Below are 18,620 nucleotides of genomic sequence, written 5' to 3' on the forward strand. Positions count from 1 at the left end.
AATGATTACTTGTTCACACTAACCACAAGCTCTCTGAAATCGATACACAACGCTACTTATCCCACGAACAATGTCTTAATTAAGTTATTTTAAATATAGCAAATAACATGATTGATTTCAAGCGTGACTATATTTATCTCAATTATATTTCATCCAAATAAGCAATATCTCGTAAATATTGTGACACTGCTTCTATATCTTTATGAAACTGTCGATCTTCCGTAATAGACGGTACGATATGGCGAAGTTCTTGATATTTTTCATATGTTTTTGGCGATAATTTATCAATATCTTTATACTCTACTGCTTGTAAGGCAATAATTGTTTCAATGGCTAACACACGTCTCGCATTTTCAATCATTTGATAGCCGTGTCGTGCTCCAATCGTACCCATCGATACATGATCTTCTTGATTGGCTGAAGATGGTATAGAATCGACACTAGCTGGATGGGCGAGTGTTTTATTTTCAGAAACTAGACTTGCAGCTGCATATTGCATGATCATTGCACCACTTTGTAGACCCGGTTGTGGACTTAAAAATGCAGGTAAACCATTATTTAACTGTGGATTTACCAAGCGTTCTAGACGTCGTTCAGATACATTAGCTAACTCACTGACACCTAATTTTAAGAAATCTAGTGCAAACGCAATCGGTTGTCCATGGAAATTGCCACCTGAAATAACCAGCGTTTCATCATCGTCATCAAATATTAGTGGATTATCATTGGCTGCGTTCATTTCAAATTCTAATTTTTCCTTAACATAGTTAAATACTTGGAAGCTAGCACCATGGATTTGTGGAATACAGCGCAACGTATAGGCATCTTGTACACGGACTTCGCCTTGTGTTGTGGTTAATTCTGAACCCTCAAGCCAGTCTAGCATTCTAGCGGCAACATCAATTTGCTCTTGAAAATTACGCGCTTTATGAACTTTTTCATTATATGCATCCGTGATACCATTCAATGCCTGATGTGTTAGTGAAGCAATCCATTCTGCTTGATACCCTAAGCTCTCTGCTTCAATGTAGTTAATTACACCCTGGGCAGTCATCGCCTGCGTGAAGTTAATTAATGCCAGTCCTTCTTTCGCTTGAAGTTGCAATGCTTCTCTATTTAATTGATTTAAAACATACCGACTGTCTACTTCTTCACCTTTGTAGAATACATTGCCTTCACCAATTAAAGCTAATGCTAGATGTGAAAGTGGCGCTAAATCACCTGAAGCACCTAGTGAACCTTGCTGAGGAATAACTGGAATTATACGCTGATTGATATAGTAAACAAGTTGTTCAACGAGCGCTACCGTTGTACCCGAGTGGCCTTTAAGTAAGGTGTTTAATCGTAAGACCATCATGATTAACGCTACTTCTTCTGAAAATGGTCGTCCCACACCACATGCATGTGAACGGATTAAGTTAACTTGCAGTTGATTATATTCACCTTCATCTATGCGTACATCACTAAATAATCCGAAACCAGTAGTAATGCCATAAACCGTTTCTTTGTTCTTAATAATTTGTTCGACTGTTTGACGACTCTTTTTGACACGTTCAAGTGCATCTGCTGTAACTTCGACCTGATCCTCTTCATTTAGAAATTGCTTAATTTGATTAATTGTGAGCTTTTCGCCGTTAAGTTGTAATGTCATATTCCCATCTCCCTGCTTGTTAATTAACTGCAATTAATTTGAGTATACGCTTACAATTTTAATTGAACAATAGCTTCTACAACATCCGTAATATGGTATTAAATTACTGATTTAATGGGATAAAGCTGTATGCAAAACAAGTTTTCCAAAATTAACATTTTATTAACACGTTTACCTATTGACTAATCTCCAAACCAGGTATAATATTTCATATTGTATTTATAATTCACGAAGAGAAAACAAGATAACCGGAACTTAAAATAAAATGGCTTAACATTCTATTATATAGAACATTAAGGTGACCAACTTTAACATTTATCATTTTAAGCAACAGCTCATCTTTTTCAATACAAAATACTAAAATAACGCTAAATGTTTAAAAGGAGGTTTCAAGATGGAAACTTTATCATCAGTAAGCATTCCAAAACGTAAAGATGAAACACATAAAGGAGATTATGGGAGAATTCTTTTAATTGGAGGCAATGCAAACTTAGGTGGTGCAATTATGCTTGCAGCACGCGCATGTGTTTATAGTGGTAGTGGTTTAATAACGGTAGCAACGCATCCAACGAATCATGCTGCTTTACATTCACGTTGTCCTGAGGCAATGGTAATTGATATTAATGATACAAAAATGTTAACAAAAATGATTGAACATACAGATTGTATTTTAATCGGACCTGGCTTAGGTTGTGATTTTAAAGGTAATAATGCAATCACGTTCTTATTACAAAATATTCAGCCACACCAAACACTTATTGTAGATGGTGATGCCATTACAATTTTCAGTAAATTGAAACCAGATATTCCAACGTGTAAAGTCATTTTCACACCACATCAAAAAGAGTGGGAACGTTTAAGTGGTATTCCAATTGAAGAACAAACATATGAACGTAATCGTGAAGCTGTCGATCGACTTGGAGCTACAATTATCTTAAAAATGCATGGCACTGAACTTTATTTCAGAGATAAAGACTATAAATTACCCATTGGCACACCTGCAATGGCAACGGGTGGCATGGGGGATACTTTATCCGGTATGATTACAAGCTTTGTTGGTCAGTTTAATGACATAGAAGAAGCCGTAACAAGTGCAACATACACACACAGTTTTATTGGTGAGCAATTAGCAGAAAAAATGTACGTCGTGCCACCATCAAGACTAATCAGTGAAATTCCACATGCTATGAAAACTTTAGAAAATTAAATTTCAACATAAATAAGACCTACCTCGACTGAGGTAGGTCTTTTATTTATCGCTTTTTAAGCTTATTCGTTATCATCACTGTCTTCAGAATCTGCATTTTCGATATCTTCGTTAACACGATCCATAAAGTCTTGTCTTACTTCTTTACGTGAATCATCTTCTGTTGTAGTTTCTTCAACTTCTGTATGAATTGCATTACCTGGTGTCTCGTCTTCAATAACAGATTCACTATTCTCTATAGCTTGTTCATTTGTTTCAATAGCTTCTGTGTCGTTGGAATCAGATTCCGTCACTTCTGTGTTTTCTTCATCTTCATCCTTAACTTTAGCTACTGTGGAAACAAATTGATTCTCACCTAATCTGATAAGTCTTACACCTTGTGCAGCACGACCAGTTTGTGAAATATCTTCTACATCAATACGAATAATTACACCTGAATTTGTTACAACCATTAAGTCTTCTTCACCTGTTACTGATGTGATACATACAATATTACCATTACGCTCAGTAACGGTAGCTGTTTTGATACCTTTACCGCCACGATTAGATAATCTGTAATCACTAACTGGTGTACGTTTACCGTAACCTTTTTCAGTAACAACAAGAATTTCATCGTCACTTTCCGTTCTAGTCACATCTAAACCGACAACTTTATCGCCTTCTCTAAGGGTAATACCTTTCACACCTGCTGCAGTACGACCAAGTGGACGCAGTGCAGTTTCATGGAAGCGAATCAGAGATGCGTGAGATGTACCAATTAGAATATCTGCTTCTCCATCAGTAAGACGTACCGCAATCAATTCATCATCTTGTTTGAAGCTAATTGCAATTTTACCGTTCTTATTAATGTGTGAGAAATTACTTAATGCTGAACGTTTCACACGGCCTTTTTTCGTTGCAAAGACTAAGTAATCTTCTTCGCTCTCTAAATCTTTCAAAGCAATCATTGTACTGATAGATTCATCATTGTCTAACTCAATGGCATTCACTACTGGAATACCTTTAGACTGACGTGAAAGTTCAGGAACTTCGTAACCTTTAAGTTTGTAGACACGGCCTTTATTCGTAAAGAATAAGACATTATCATGTGTACTCAACGTTACAAGCTGACTTACGAAATCTTCTTCCAGTGTGTTCATACCTTGAACACCACGACCGCCTCGGTGTTGTGCTCTATATGTTGAAACTGGTAAACGTTTAATATAGTTATTATGGCTTAATGTAATAACGATTTGTTCTTCTGGGATTAAGTCCTCATCTTCGATATCATCAAGACCACCCAATTGGATTTCCGTCTTACGTTCGTCACCATATCGTTCACGGACGTCTATAAGTTCATCACGGACGATTTGTAATAATTTTTCTTCATCTGCAAGAATAGCTTTCAATTCTTCAATATAAGCAATTAATTCGTTATATTCAGATTCTATCTTATCGCGTTCTAATCCTGTTAAACGTCTTAAACGCATATCTAAAATTGCTTGTGCTTGGCGCTCAGATAACTTGAATTGTTCTTGTAAGCTTGCCATTGCGACTTTGTCATTGTCTGATTCACGGATAATTCTAATGATTTCATCTATATGATCAAGCGCGATTCTCAAGCCTTCTAAGATATGTGCACGGTCTTGCGCTTTTTTCAAGTTATATTCTGTACGTCTTCTTACAACGACTTTTTGATGTTCTAAGTATTCAACTAATGCGTCTTTCAGTGTAATCAACTTAGGTCTGCCGTTAACTAGGGCAATCATATTCACACCAAATGACGTTTGTAACGGTGTTTGTTTATATAAGTTATTTAATACAACACTGGCATTCGCATCTTTACGAATATCGATAACAACACGTACACCTGTACGTAAACTTGTTTCATCACGCAAGTCAGTGATGCCATCAATTTTTTTATCACGTGCTAATTCTGCGATTTTTTCAATCATACGCGCTTTATTAACTTGATATGGAACTTCTGTAACAACGATACGTTGACGACCGCCACCACGTTCCTCTATTTCTGCACGTGAACGCATTTGAATTGAACCACGACCTGTTTCAAACGCACGACGGATACCGCTCTTACCAAGTATAATACCTGCAGTCGGGAAATCAGGACCTTGAATGTCTTCCATCAATTCTGAAACAGTAATGTCTGGGTTATAGCTTAAACTCAATATTCCATTGATAACTTCTGTTAAATTATGTGGTGGAATATTCGTAGCCATACCTACTGCGATACCTGAAGCACCATTCACTAATAAGTTAGGGAATCTTGCAGGTAAGACTGACGGCTCTCTTTCATTACCATCATAGTTATCTATAAAATCAATCGTGTCTTTATTAAGATCTCTGAGTAATTCAAGCGTTATTTTAGACATACGTGCCTCTGTATAACGCATCGCAGCCGCACCATCGCCATCCATTGAACCGAAGTTACCTTGACCATCAATTAAAGGATATCGATAGCTGAAGTCTTGTGCCATTCTGACCATTGCTTCATAAATGGATGAGTCACCATGTGGGTGATATTTACCCATTACATCCCCAACGATACGTGCAGACTTCTTATATGACTTTTCAGGTGTCATACCTTGCTCATGTAATCCGTATAATATACGTCGATGTACTGGTTTCAAACCATCTCTCACATCTGGTAAAGCACGTGAGACAATAACACTCATCGCGTAATCTAAAAATGACTCGCGCATTTCATTCGTTATATTTCGTTCATTAATTCTTGATTCCGGTATTTCAGCCATCAAGATATCCTCCTTCAAATTCAGTTCATCATATTAGAAATCTAAGTTGGCATAGACTGCATTATCTTCAATAAATTGTCTACGGTTCTCTACAACATCGCCCATTAGCATTTCAAATACTTGATCCGCTTCAATCGCATCTTCTAATGATACCTGTAACATAGCTCTGTTTTCTGGATTCATTGTTGTTTCCCACAATTGGTCCGCATTCATTTCACCAAGACCTTTGTAACGTGAAATTGACCATTTCGGCGTAGGATCTAACTCTGCTTTAAGTTTATCTAATTCACGATCATTAAACACATAATACTTTTGTTTACCTTGTGTCAATTTGAACAATGGTGGCTGTGCAATATATACATATCCTGCTTCTAGTAACGGTCTCATAAAGCGATAGAAGAATGTTAATAATAACGTTCTAATATGTGCACCATCGACATCGGCATCTGTCATCAGAATAATCTTATGGTAACGTGCTTTACTTAAGTCAAATTCTCCACCAATACCTGTACCGAAGGCTGTAATCATCGAACGGATTTCATTATTATTTAAAATACGATCTAAACGTGCTTTTTCAACATTCAAGATTTTACCACGTAATGGCAAAATTGCTTGTGTTTCTGAGTCACGGCCTGATTTTGTAGACCCACCGGCAGAGTCACCCTCGACGATGAAAATCTCACTTCTTGATGGATCTTTACTTGAACAATCGGCAAGTTTACCAGGTAAACTAGAAATTTCTAGTGCTGATTTACGACGTGTTACTTCACGTGCTTTTTTCGCTGCAAGACGTGCGTGAGAAGCCATAATACCTTTTTCAACAACAATACGTCCTACTTGCGGATGCTCTAATAAGAAACGTTCAAACAACTCGGAGAATAACTTATCAACAACTTGACGTACCTCAGAGTTACCTAGCTTAGTTTTCGTTTGTCCTTCGAATTGTGGATCTCCGTGTTTAATTGACACAATTGCAGTCAAACCTTCACGTGTATCTTCACCTGATAGTCTTTCTTTTTCATCTTTAATAATTTTACTGCTAATACCATAGCTATTTAACACACGTGATAATGCACGTTTAAATCCTTCTTCGTGCGTACCACCTTCATATGTGTGGATATTATTTGCATATGTCAGTAAGTTTGTCGCAAAGCCTTTGTTATACTGCAATGCAATTTCTACTTCGATATCGTCTTTCGTTTGATGTACATAAATTGGCTCTTCGTGTAACGGCTCTTTATTTTCATTTAACATTTCAACGTAAGATTTAATACCGCCTTCATAGTGATATGTATCTTCTCTTACTTCTTCTTCACGCTCATCTCTCAACGTGATTGAAATACCTTTATTTAAGAATGCGAGCTCTCTTGTACGTTGTTGCAATGTTTCGTACTGATATGTTGTTGTTTCAGTGAAAATCTCTGGATCTGCTTTAAAACGAATAACTGTACCTGTATTATCATCTTCTGTTTCTTCAACAACTTTCAAATCAAACTGTGGTACACCTTTTTTATAAGCTTGATGATAAACTTGACGATCTTTAAAAACATATACTTCAAGATCTTCAGATAATGCGTTAACAACTGAAGAACCTACACCGTGTAGACCACCAGATACTTTATATCCGCCACCGCCGAATTTACCACCAGCATGTAGCACTGTTAAGATAACTTCAACTGCAGGACGTCCCATTTTTTCTTGAATACCAACTGGGATACCACGCCCATTATCAGTTACTTTAATCCAATTATCTTTTTCAATCACAACTTCGATTGTATCTGCATAACCAGCTAAGGCCTCATCAATACTATTGTCAACGATTTCCCATACAAGATGGTGCAAACCTTTCTCTGAAGTTGAACCAATATACATTCCTGGTCTTTTTCGTACCGCTTCAAGACCTTCTAATACCTGAATCTGTCCAGCGCCATAATCTTCCGTGTTATTCACATCTGACAATGTTTCCACCTTCACTTTCCGTTACTTTATAATTTCGCCCTGATTAATGCGATAAAGTTTAGCATTTTTCATTATTTCATGTTCTATTCCGTCTACAGATGTCGTAGTTACAAATGTTTGTACTTTATGTTGAATAGTGCTCAATAAATGAGATTGACGCGAATCATCTAATTCACTTAATACATCATCTAGCAATAAGATTGGATACTCACCTACTTCTATATTCATCAACTCAATTTCTGCGAGTTTTATGGATAAAGCAGTCGTTCGCTGTTGCCCTTGCGAACCATAAGTCTGAGCGTCCATACCATTCACATTAAAACCTAAATCATCTCTGTGGGGACCATACAAACATACGCCCCGATCTTTTTCACGTTCAATATTGTCATTGAGCAAAGTTAAGACTTCCTCCAAGCGTTCCGTCTCACTTTTTTCATTATTCTCCAATTTGATACTCGGTAAATATTTTAATGACAATGTTTCACGTTCATTTGTAATTCCAGAATGAATAGGTTTAGCTAGTGATTCAAGTTCTTTAATAAAATGTTCACGTCTCTGTGTAATTTTGAGCGCATATTCTGCAAATTGCTGATTTAAGACTTCCAGCATAGTACTATCCGTCTTTTGACCGTATTGCAGTTGCTTCAAATAATTATTTTTTTGTTTTAAAATTCGTTGATACTGTGACAAATCGTTCAAATAGACTGCTGAGATTTGTCCTAATTCCATATCGATAAATCTGCGTCTAATCTGTGGTGAACCTTTGACAATATTTAAATCTTCAGGTGCAAACAACACAACATTTAAATGCCCAATATATTGTGTCAGTCTACTTTGTTCTAAGTGATTGATTTTAACTTGCTTGCCTTTTTTAGTGATGTACATTGTTAAAGGCATTTCACCATATCTATAACTAAGGTCACCTTCTATTTTAGCATAGTCGCTATCGAAACGTATCAGTTCCTTATCGTTTGATGTTCTATGACTTTTTGCTAATGCTAAAGTATAAATAGACTCCAACAAATTCGTCTTTCCCTGGGCATTTTCCCCAATCAATATATTGACATCAGGATGACAGTTTAAGGTGATTGACTCGTAATTACGATAATTCTCTAGCTGGAGTGTTTTTAATTTCATTCTTCACCTTGATGTAAAATCAAAAATGAACCGACTTCTGGGATAACAATACGATCTTGGTGATTTAATTTTTTACCACGACGCGTTTCACGCTCGTCATTAATCATGACGTCAAAATCTTGTAAGAACCATTTCGCTTGCCCGCCAGATTCAATAATACCTTCCGTCTTTAGAAATTGCCCTAAAGTAATGTCTCCATCAACGATTACTTCTTCAACCAAATCAATCACTCCATTTCTTTTAAGCTCACTTATATATTATACCTTTTTTTGCGGAAAATTTCATGTGAAATACAGTTAGTAAGCGATTTCTTTTAACATATAACAACTATTTTTTAATAATTAGTTTCAAAGTTATTTATAACGTTAATCTTTAAGTAATATTATACCAAAAATGACTAGTTGATATGGGAATTATTCATAAGTAATATTAATTTTCGAAAATTATTTTCATGCTGGACATGATAATTTGATTTACTTCACATTATGTATTTTTCAATTTAAGCCGTTTTAAAGGCTCATTTTTAATTTTTGGTCTATTTCCCTTAAATATTTTAAAGGTTTCTTATATTGATGCTCTAAATGGATTACAACATGATTTAATGAAAAAGAAGCTGAGACAATAGTGTTGCCTCAGCTTCTTTTAGGTAATTTGAAATTTTAAAGTGATTAATATGTTCTAATCGGCAAGATTAACTGTGTTACAGAGTCATCATCTTTTGGTTTCAAGATAAATGGTTTCATCGTTCCGAAAAATTCAACTTCTACTTCGTCATTATCAATGGCTTTAAGTGCATCCATCATATATTTTGAGTTGAATGAAATTTTTAAGTTGCCACCATCCACATTGCTAGCTTTCACTTCTTCTTTTACCGTACCTATTTCTGGAGACGTTGATGACAATTCAACTAACTCATTACCAGTACTCAATTTAATAACATTATTACCACCCTCACGTGCTAATAATGATGCACGATCTATCGCATGATAAAATTCACCGTTATCGATACCTATTTTAATTTCGTAATTCTCTGGGAATAAACGAGATGTATCTGGATAATGTCCTTCTAACAAGCGAGAAATGAAGTTTACATTTCCAACTTTAAATAGTACTTGGTTTGAAGCAAAGAAGATATCGATGTCTTCTTCACTATCAGACATAATTTTATTTAATTCAGATAATGCTTTACCTGGAATGATGACATTTTTATTTTCTGAGTCATCTTCTAATGCAACTTTTCTTACAGCCAAGCGGTGTGAGTCAGTCGCTGTGCATATTAATTCATTATCTTGTATAAGCCAGTTAACACCAGTAAGTACTGGGCGTGTTTCTGAGGTGGACACTGCGAAGTTTGTTTGTGCAATGACGTTTTTAAGTACTTTTACTGATAATTGAATTGCATCATCACGAGATACTTGTGGTAATAATGGATATTGATCTGGATCTAAACCACTTAAGTTAAATTCAGAATGTCCAGATGTAATTAATGTCTGGAATTGTTCATTTGTTGAAAGTTTTACTTCTTTGCCAGGTAATTTTTTAATGATATCAACAAAGAAACGACCAGGAAGTACAACTGATCCTGTTTCAGCAATATTAACAATATCTTCACCATCAACTTGTTTTGGAATAGTGATTTCAATTGAAATTTCAGAATCTGAACCTGTAAGTATAACTTCGTTGCTTTTAACTTCTAATTTGATACCCGTTAAAATAGGTAATGTTGTTCTTGGTGAGATGGCCTTAAGTGTGTCGTTTAATTGATTAATAAAATAATCTCTTTTAATTGTAAATTCCATCATTACTAAACTCCTTCCAGTCGTTTATATATTAAATTATATAGGTTTTAAAACAGTAGTAATAGTAGTAGGGCTTGTGGATTAGGGGATAACTCAAAATAAGTGATGACTGTCACTATTTCAAGACTGTGGATAACTTGTGCACAGTGTGTATTACTTTTTCACATTATCCACATTTTATATTTTGAGCCAAGTACTTAATTATTCCACAATATGCTACTTATTAATCTGTTGTAGTACAGTTTTATTGATTTCGTATTTCTTTTTCTAAATTTTCAACTTCTTGCTTAAAAGTAGGATCATTTTGAATATCCTTAACTATTTTTTCATGTGCATGAATCACTGTTGTGTGATCACGTCCTCCAAACTCTTCACCAATTTTTGGTAATGAAAAATCTGTAAGTTCACGTGAAAGGTACATAGCTATTTGACGTGGGTAGGCAATGGATTTTGTACGTTTTTTAGCACTGAAGTCTTCAATACGTACACTATAATATTGTCCCACGATTTTTTGAATATCTTGTATTGTAATTTTCTTAGATTTTGGTGCCTGTATGATGTCTTTAAGTGCTTCAGCTGTTAACTCAGTTGTAATAGGTTCACTCTGTAGTTTAGAAAATGCAAGTACACGAGTCAATGCACCTTCAAGCTCACGAATATTTGATTGAATTTGATTAGCAATATAAGTTAATGCTTCGGTCGGTATATCTAGGTTTTCTTCTTCAATTTTCTTCTGTAGAATCGCCATTCTAGTTTCATAATCAGGTGGCGTAATGTCTACTATCAAGCCCCATTCGAATCTTGAACGTAAACGATCTTCGAGTTTAGCAATTTCTTTTGGTGGTCGATCACTTGAAATGACAATTTGTTTATTTGCTTGATGTAATTCGTTGAACGTGTGGAAAAATTCTTCCTGTGTTTGTTCTTTATTTTGTATAAATTGGATATCATCAATCAATAAAACATCGATATTACGGTATTTCTCTCTAAAACGTTCTGTCTTATTATCACGGATAGATTTAATAAATTCATTTGTGAACTTTTCACTAGACGTATAAATAACTTTGGCATCAGGATTATTCGCTAAAACATAATGACCAATCGCGTGCATAAGATGCGTTTTACCTAAACCAACGCCACCATATATAAATAATGGATTATACGCTTTTGCTGGCGCCTCAGCTACGGCAAGACTTGCGGCATGTGGAAATCTATTGCCTGGTCCAATGACGAATGTTTCAAATGTATTGTGTGTATTGAACTGTTCGCCTCCAATAGCAGCTTCATCGACACCAGGTGTATATTGTTTGGTCTGCTGGTCAGCTTGTTGCGAATCACTAGTATTGTTCGTATGTGCATTCTCAAGTTCTTTTTCTGTATAAAATACTGGTGTAATTTCGTGCCCAATTGCTTCGTATAGAGCTGCTTTAATTATTTCTGCATAGTTCATTTTTAACCAATTCGCAACAAAATCATCATCTGTGACGACTATGGCTTGATTACTTTGTAATTGATGTAACTTCGTATCTTTAAGAAAGGTTTGATAGCTAGCACTACTTACTTTCTCTTGAGCTAATATGAGGACTTTTTCCCAAATCTCTTGTTCTGACATATAACAAACTCCAACTTTCGTAAATTTTAAAAGTTATACACAAAAACTACAGGTATAAATAAAAATAATCACAGCATGTTGATAATTATCCACAAGTTACGCACATTTAGTGGATAACTATTCTATTACTGTGATTTATACACAGGCTTTTGATATATAATTTAATAAATTAAACCCTGTATCAATCAATATCTACATGACTTATCCACATAATTATACTTTTTAACAGGAACGTCTGTCAAATACATGTGAATATGTTGTTAAATGCTGTAAAAGTCTGTGTATATTATTAATATTATCCACAAAAGATAATGAATTAATTGTGTATAAGTGGATAACTTTAAGCGATTGCTAGTATATCAAATTTTTATCAGTTTGTGGGCTTGAGAAATAATTTATAAAGAATGTATGAAAAATGAATGAAGCGTATAGAGAGTGATTTGATGCTGAGCAGGAAAGATTTAGCGAGATGAATACAATGTGTTTCTTCATTAGAAGTAATCATTTACGTTATAGATAGAATTGTAACTTCATAATAATATAGACGACTTAAATTGATACTTGCTTTATAAAATAGATTTTGTTATATTGTAGTAGTTGCTTGAATAATGACTAGAAATTAATAACAGTTAAATCAAGACTTAAGGCAGAAACGTATATTAATTTATCTATTATAATAGTATAGAACCGAATAAAGATGGAGGTGTTTTTGCATGGTAAAACGTACTTATCAACCAAATAAACGTAAACATAGTAAAGTTCATGGTTTCAGAAAACGCATGAGCACAAAAAATGGTCGTAAAGTGTTGGCGCGTCGTCGTCGTAAAGGCCGTAAAGTACTATCAGCATAAGATCACTGACTCGTCAGTGGTCTTTTTTTTGGTTTTAGTGGAGTAAAAATAGATAAAAAACGTTTATTTTTCTAGCAATTCAAGAAAAATAATGTTATAGATAAGAGGACATATTTAGAAATCTTATTGTTTGATAAAGATTTTGTAGTCCTATCATATGAACCAGACGGATATTTAATATAGTGTCCTAGTCTGAATGAACAGATAAGTGAGTGATGTTTGGTGGAGAAAGCTTACCGAATTAAAAAAAATAGTGATTTTCAATTTATTTATAAAAAAGGAAAATCAGTTGCGAATAGACAATTTGTAGTGTATACACGCGTCAATGCAGAATTAGAACATTTTCGTTTAGGTATAAGTGTTTCTAAAAAGTTGGGAAATGCCGTAGTGAGAAATAGAATTAAGCGTGCTATTCGTGAAAATTTTAAAGTACACAAAGCAGACATACTACCGATGGATATCATTGTCATCGCTAGGCAACCTGCAAAGGATATGACTACTTTAGAAATACAAGCAAGTTTGGAACATGTTTTGAAAATAGCGAAAGCTTTTAATAAGCGTATATAAAGCAGGGTAGGGCGAGGGAATTTAACACGACCCGAAGTCTTACGTCAGACAAACCTAAGACTAACTTAACGAAAAAGAAAAGCAATATCCTCGCTTTTTAATAGGAAACTACTTACAATATTATAATGATAAAAATGAACTTGAGAAGGAGGCGAGATGGATGATGGATTTAGATACGATTACGAGTATTTCCACACCGATGGGTGAAGGTGCGATTGGCATTGTTAGGTTATCTGGTGCAGATGCAGTGAATATAGCGGATAAGCTATATAAAGGAAAAGAAAGTCTTGAAGCGGTCGCTTCACACACAATCAACTATGGTCATATTGTTGATCCAGAATCAAATGAAGTTGTAGAAGAGGTAATGGTTAGCGTATTACGTGCACCTAAGACTTTTACACGTGAAGATATTGTTGAAATTAATTGTCATGGTGGTATTTTAACGATAAATAGAATATTAGAGCTAACAATGACACATGGCGCACGTATGGCAGAACCTGGGGAGTATACAAAGCGTGCATTCTTAAATGGACGTATAGATTTGTCTCAAGCAGAAGCGGTAATGGACTTTATTCGTTCTAAAACAGATCGTGCATCTAAAGTTGCTATGAATCAAATTGAAGGTCGTTTAAGTGACATGATTAAACGACAACGTCAATCCATTCTCGAAATCCTTGCACAAGTCGAAGTAAACATAGATTATCCAGAATATGACGACGTTGAAGATGCAACAACCGAAGTCTTATTAACAAAATCAAATGAAATAAAATCAGATATCAATAAATTACTTGATACTGGTACTCAAGGTAAAATTATGAGGGAAGGGTTGTCTACCGTTATAGTTGGCAAGCCAAACGTAGGAAAGTCTTCTATGTTGAACAACCTTATTCAAGATAACAAGGCCATTGTGACTGAAGTACCAGGAACAACAAGAGATACATTAGAAGAGTATGTCAATGTTCGTGGAGTGCCGTTAAGATTAGTTGACACGGCAGGTATACGTGAAACAGAAGATATTGTTGAACGTATTGGTGTAGAGCGTTCTCGTAAAGCATTAGGCGAGGCAGATTTAATTCTATTTGTACTTAATTATAATGAGCGTTTAACGGAAGAAGACCGTAAATTGTATGAAGTCATAAAGAATGAAGATGCAATTGTTATAGTGAATAAAATGGATCTAGAAAAGCAACTAGATATAGAAGAAGTTAAGTCAATGATAGGCGATATGCCACTAATCCAGACATCGATGTTGAAACAAGAAGGTATCGATCAATTAGAAATTCAAATCAGAGATTTATTCTTTGGTGGCGATGTACAAAATCAAGATATGACTTATGTTTCTAATTCACGACACATTTCGCTATTGAAACAAGCACGAAATACAATTCAAGATGCCATTGACGCAGCAGAATCTGGTGTTCCAATGGATATGGTACAAATAGATTTAACGAGAACTTGGGAAATTTTAGGTGAAATAATCGGAGAATCCGCAAGCGATGCATTGATTGATCAATTATTTAGTCAATTTTGCTTAGGAAAATAATAAGGAGGGAAAATGATGGCTCAAAAATATGATGTCATAGTAATTGGAGCCGGACATGCAGGTATTGAAGCAGGGTTGGCTTCAGCACGTCGAGGTGCAAAAACGTTAATGCTAACGATTAATTTAGATAATATTGCTTTTATGCCATGTAATCCATCTGTAGGTGGTCCAGCTAAAGGTATTGTTGTACGTGAGATTGATGCTTTAGGTGGTCAAATGGCTAAGACGATAGATAAAACACATATTCAAATGCGTATGTTGAATACTGGTAAAGGTCCAGCCGTACGCGCGTTACGTGCGCAAGCAGATAAAGTGTTATACCAACAAGAAATGAAAAAAGTCATAGAAGATGAAGAAAATCTAGATATTATGCAAGGCATGGTAGACGATTTAATCATTGAAGACGACGTGATTAAAGGCGTACGTACAAACATTGGAACTGAATACTGGGCAGAGGCAGTAATCATTACAACAGGTACATTCTTACGTGGTGAAATTATCTTAGGTAATATGAAATACTCAAGTGGACCAAACCATCAGTTACCGTCAATTTCATTGGCTGATAATCTTAGAGGTCTTGGCTTTGATGTCGTTAGATTTAAGACTGGTACACCACCACGTGTCAATGCAAAAACGATTGACTATTCTAAGACTGAGATTCAACCTGGTGATGATGTCGGTAGAGCATTTAGTTTTGAAACGACAGAATATATCTTGGATCAATTACCATGTTGGTTAACATATACAAATGGTGATACACACCAAGTTATTGATGATAATTTACATCTATCAGCAATGTATTCAGGTATGATAAAAGGGACTGGCCCAAGATATTGTCCATCAATAGAAGATAAATTTGTACGTTTCAATGATAAACCACGTCATCAATTGTTCTTAGAACCAGAAGGTAGAAATACAAATGAAGTTTATGTTCAAGGGCTTTCAACAAGTCTACCAGAGCATGTACAACGTCAAATGTTAGAAACAATTCCTGGTTTAGAAAAAGCAGACATGATGCGTGCAGGTTATGCGATTGAATACGATGCACTTGTGCCAACACAATTATGGCCAACATTAGAAACTAAAAAAATTAAAAATCTTTATACAGCAGGCCAAATAAATGGTACTTCTGGCTATGAAGAAGCGGCTGGTCAAGGAATTATGGCTGGTATCAATGCGGCAGCACGTGTACAAGATAAAGAAGAAGTTATCTTGAGCCGTTCCGATGCATATATTGGTGTACTCATCGATGACTTAGTCACTAAAGGTACAAATGAGCCATATCGTTTATTAACATCGCGTGCAGAATATCGTTTATTGTTAAGACATGACAATGCAGATTTGAGACTTACAGACCTAGGTTATCAATTAGGTATGATTTCTGAAGAACGTTATGCACGTTTTAATGAAAAACGAGATATGATTCAATCTGAGCAAGCACGTTTAAATGGTATTCGTATTAAACCACATGAACGTGTTCAAGAAATAATTGAAGCACATGGTGGTTCTCGATTAAAAGATGGTATTTTAGCACTAGAACTATTACGTCGTCCTGAAATGACATATGACTTAATCTTAGAAATCTTAGATGAACCACATCAATTACCTTCAGATGTTGAAGAACAAGTTGAAATTCAAACTAAATATGAAGGTTATATCAATAAATCTTTACAACAAGTAGAAAAAGTAAAACGCATGGAAGAGAAGAAAATTCCGGAAGATTTAGATTATAGTAAAGTAGATAGTCTAGCGACAGAAGCGCGTGAAAAATTAGCCGAAGTTAAACCGCTAAATATCGCGCAAGCTTCTCGTATATCTGGTGTAAACCCAGCTGACATATCAATACTATTAGTATTTCTTGAACAAGGTAAAATCCAAAGGGTGAAGCATTAAAATGAGCGTAGAATGGTTAACTAAGCAACTCAGTACACATGGAATTGAACTATCAGAACGACAACAACAACAGTTTCAAACGTATTACCAAATGCTTGTTGAATGGAATGAAAAGATGAATTTAACAAGTATTACTGAAGAGCATGAAGTCTATTTAAAACATTTTTATGATTCTATTGCGACGAGTTTTTATACGGATTTAACTAAAGAATTAACAGTATGTGACGTAGGTGCTGGTGCTGGTTTTCCAAGTATTCCTTTGAAAATCATCTTCCCAAATTTAAAAGTTACAATTGTAGATTCATTGAATAAACGCATACATTTTCTGAATCAATTAGCAGAAGCATTAGACTTAGAACAAGTAAGTTTTGTGCATGATCGTGCCGAAACATTCGGTAAGGGAGACTGCCGAGAGTCTTATGATATTGTAACTGCACGTGCAGTTGCTAGACTCTCAGTATTGAGTGAATTATGTATGCCATTAGTTAAAAAAGGCGGCAAATTTATCGCTTTAAAATCATCCAAAGGTGAAGAAGAATTGGAAGATGCACGTTTTGGTATAGGTGTCTTTGGTGGGAAGGTATTAGATACGATTTCATATGAATTACCAGAGGATGCGGGTGAAAGACAAGTTATTATCATAGATAAAAGAAGTCAAACGCCTAAAAAATATCCTAGAAAACCTGGAACACCGAATAAGTCGCCATTACTGGAAAAGTAGAAGAAATTCAATTCAATACAATTAATTTAGAGGGAGCGCAGAATGATGAAGAAACCTTTTTCTAAATTATTTGGTTTAAAGAATAAAGATGACATTGTTGGTTATATTGAAGAGGATCATAATAATAGCGTTGAATCTATTCACACTGAGCGTATTGTGCCAAACCGTTATCAACCAAGACAAGTATTTGAGCCAAATAAAATTAAAGAACTCGCAGAATCTATAGAAGAGCATGGTTTGTTACAACCGATTGTCGTACGTCCAATTGAAGAAGATATGTTTGAAATTATTGCAGGTGAGCGAAGATTTAGAGCCTTACAGAGCTTAAATAAGACGCACGCAGACGTTATCATCAGACAACTAGATGATGAAGAAACAGCGGTCGTCGCACTCATTGAAAATATTCAACGTGAAAATTTATCAGTGGTAGAAGAGGCAGAAGCCTATAAAAAATTATTAGACATCGGTGGAACAACACAGAGTGAGCTAGCCAAAAGTGTTGGTAAGAGCCAAAGTTTTATAGCTAATAAGTTACGCTTATTGAAGTTAGCGCCGAAAGTAATAGAACGTTTACGTGAGAATAAGATAACAGAACGTCATGCACGTGCAGTGTTAAGCCTATCAGAAGCAGATCAAGAAACATTAATTGAAACGGTAATTAGCCAAAAATTAAATGTTAAGCAGACAGAAGCACGTGTTAAACAAAAAATTGGTCCTGAAAAGGTAAAAGCACAAAGATTTCAATTTGAAAAAGATTTAACCGATGCGCGTGAAGCGGTTGGTAAGAGTCTTGAATCAATTGAGCAAAGTGGCATTAAATATGAACATCAAGGTAAAGATTTTGATGATTATTATGAAATAAAAATTAAATTATTCAAACACTAATTATAGTGTGAGTGGCCTACCGATGTAAGCATGCGGTAGGCCTTT

General features: G+C 35.2%; 14 protein-coding genes and 1 other annotated feature (1 of these 15 running past the window's edge). Of the genes, 7 read left to right on the forward strand and 7 right to left on the reverse strand.

What is annotated here, in order from left to right:
- Positions 1-76 (reverse strand) — a binding site (T-box leader) (it extends 118 nt beyond the left edge of the window).
- Between the two features lie 66 nt (positions 77-142).
- Positions 143-1,651, reverse strand: a complete 1,509-nt coding sequence (gene hutH, locus ACSULM_RS04095) for a histidine ammonia-lyase (RefSeq protein WP_436860777.1) — start codon at positions 1,649-1,651, stop codon at positions 143-145.
- Positions 1,652-2,045: 394 nt separating this feature from the next.
- On the opposite strand from hutH, the gene ACSULM_RS04100 reads away from it, so the two are divergent.
- The gene (locus ACSULM_RS04100; protein WP_069995346.1) at positions 2,046-2,858 is read left to right on the forward strand and encodes an NAD(P)H-hydrate dehydratase; all 813 of its coding nucleotides are present in this window, start codon (positions 2,046-2,048) and stop codon (positions 2,856-2,858) included.
- Positions 2,859-2,920: 62 nt separating this feature from the next.
- On the opposite strand, the gene gyrA is transcribed toward ACSULM_RS04100, so the two are convergent.
- The 6 genes from gyrA to dnaA form a co-directional block, all read right to left on the reverse strand.
- Positions 2,921-5,608: a DNA gyrase subunit A gene (gene gyrA, locus ACSULM_RS04105; RefSeq protein WP_436860778.1), complete on the reverse strand. Its 2,688-nt coding sequence runs from the start codon at positions 5,606-5,608 to the stop codon at positions 2,921-2,923.
- 33 nt (positions 5,609-5,641) lie between these two features.
- Entirely contained in the window at positions 5,642-7,576 is a 1,935-nt protein-coding gene (gene gyrB / locus ACSULM_RS04110) for a DNA topoisomerase (ATP-hydrolyzing) subunit B (protein WP_374699929.1), read from the reverse strand.
- Positions 7,577-7,588: 12 nt separating this feature from the next.
- Entirely contained in the window at positions 7,589-8,704 is a 1,116-nt protein-coding gene (gene recF / locus ACSULM_RS04115) for a DNA replication/repair protein RecF (RefSeq protein ID WP_069995349.1), read from the reverse strand.
- Positions 8,701-8,934 (reverse strand): S4 domain-containing protein YaaA, encoded by a 234-nt coding sequence (gene yaaA, locus ACSULM_RS04120; RefSeq protein WP_178794599.1) that lies wholly within the window; start codon positions 8,932-8,934, stop codon positions 8,701-8,703. The genes recF and yaaA overlap by 4 nt, the downstream gene beginning before the upstream one ends.
- 438 nt (positions 8,935-9,372) lie before the next feature.
- Positions 9,373-10,506 (reverse strand): DNA polymerase III subunit beta, encoded by a 1,134-nt coding sequence (gene dnaN, locus ACSULM_RS04125; protein ID WP_436860780.1) that lies wholly within the window; start codon positions 10,504-10,506, stop codon positions 9,373-9,375.
- Between the two features lie 241 nt (positions 10,507-10,747).
- Positions 10,748-12,115, reverse strand: coding sequence for a chromosomal replication initiator protein DnaA (gene dnaA, locus ACSULM_RS04130; RefSeq protein ID WP_436860781.1), 1,368 nt, complete (start codon positions 12,113-12,115; stop codon positions 10,748-10,750).
- Between the two features lie 713 nt (positions 12,116-12,828).
- Between dnaA and rpmH the strand changes: the two genes are divergently transcribed.
- The 6 genes from rpmH to ACSULM_RS04160 all read left to right on the forward strand — a co-directional run bounded on the left by rpmH (position 12,829) and on the right by ACSULM_RS04160 (position 18,575).
- Entirely contained in the window at positions 12,829-12,966 is a 138-nt protein-coding gene (rpmH, locus tag ACSULM_RS04135; protein ID WP_000240855.1) for a 50S ribosomal protein L34, read from the forward strand.
- A gap of 222 nt (positions 12,967-13,188) precedes the next feature.
- Positions 13,189-13,533, forward strand: coding sequence for a ribonuclease P protein component (gene rnpA / locus ACSULM_RS04140; RefSeq protein WP_436860783.1), 345 nt, complete (start codon positions 13,189-13,191; stop codon positions 13,531-13,533).
- Between the two features lie 163 nt (positions 13,534-13,696).
- Complete coding sequence (gene mnmE, locus ACSULM_RS04145) at positions 13,697-15,076, forward strand: tRNA uridine-5-carboxymethylaminomethyl(34) synthesis GTPase MnmE (RefSeq protein ID WP_436860930.1); 1,380 nt, start codon at positions 13,697-13,699, stop codon at positions 15,074-15,076.
- A 15-nt stretch (positions 15,077-15,091) separates the two neighbouring features.
- Positions 15,092-16,969 carry a tRNA uridine-5-carboxymethylaminomethyl(34) synthesis enzyme MnmG gene (gene mnmG / locus ACSULM_RS04150; protein ID WP_436855495.1) on the forward strand — a complete coding sequence of 626 codons (1,878 nt, stop codon included), beginning with the start codon at positions 15,092-15,094 and terminating at the stop codon, positions 16,967-16,969.
- Position 16,970: 1 nt separating this feature from the next.
- Positions 16,971-17,690 carry a 16S rRNA (guanine(527)-N(7))-methyltransferase RsmG gene (gene rsmG, locus ACSULM_RS04155; protein WP_436860785.1) on the forward strand — a complete coding sequence of 240 codons (720 nt, stop codon included), beginning with the start codon at positions 16,971-16,973 and terminating at the stop codon, positions 17,688-17,690.
- Between the two features lie 45 nt (positions 17,691-17,735).
- A complete protein-coding gene (locus ACSULM_RS04160) occupies positions 17,736-18,575 on the forward strand; it encodes a ParB/RepB/Spo0J family partition protein (RefSeq protein ID WP_436860786.1) in 840 nt (279 codons plus the stop codon).
- The last annotated feature ends 45 nt before the right edge of the window (positions 18,576-18,620 follow it).

The organism is Staphylococcus caeli (assembly GCF_051413795.1).
Lineage (GTDB): Bacteria > Bacillota > Bacilli > Staphylococcales > Staphylococcaceae > Staphylococcus > Staphylococcus caeli_A.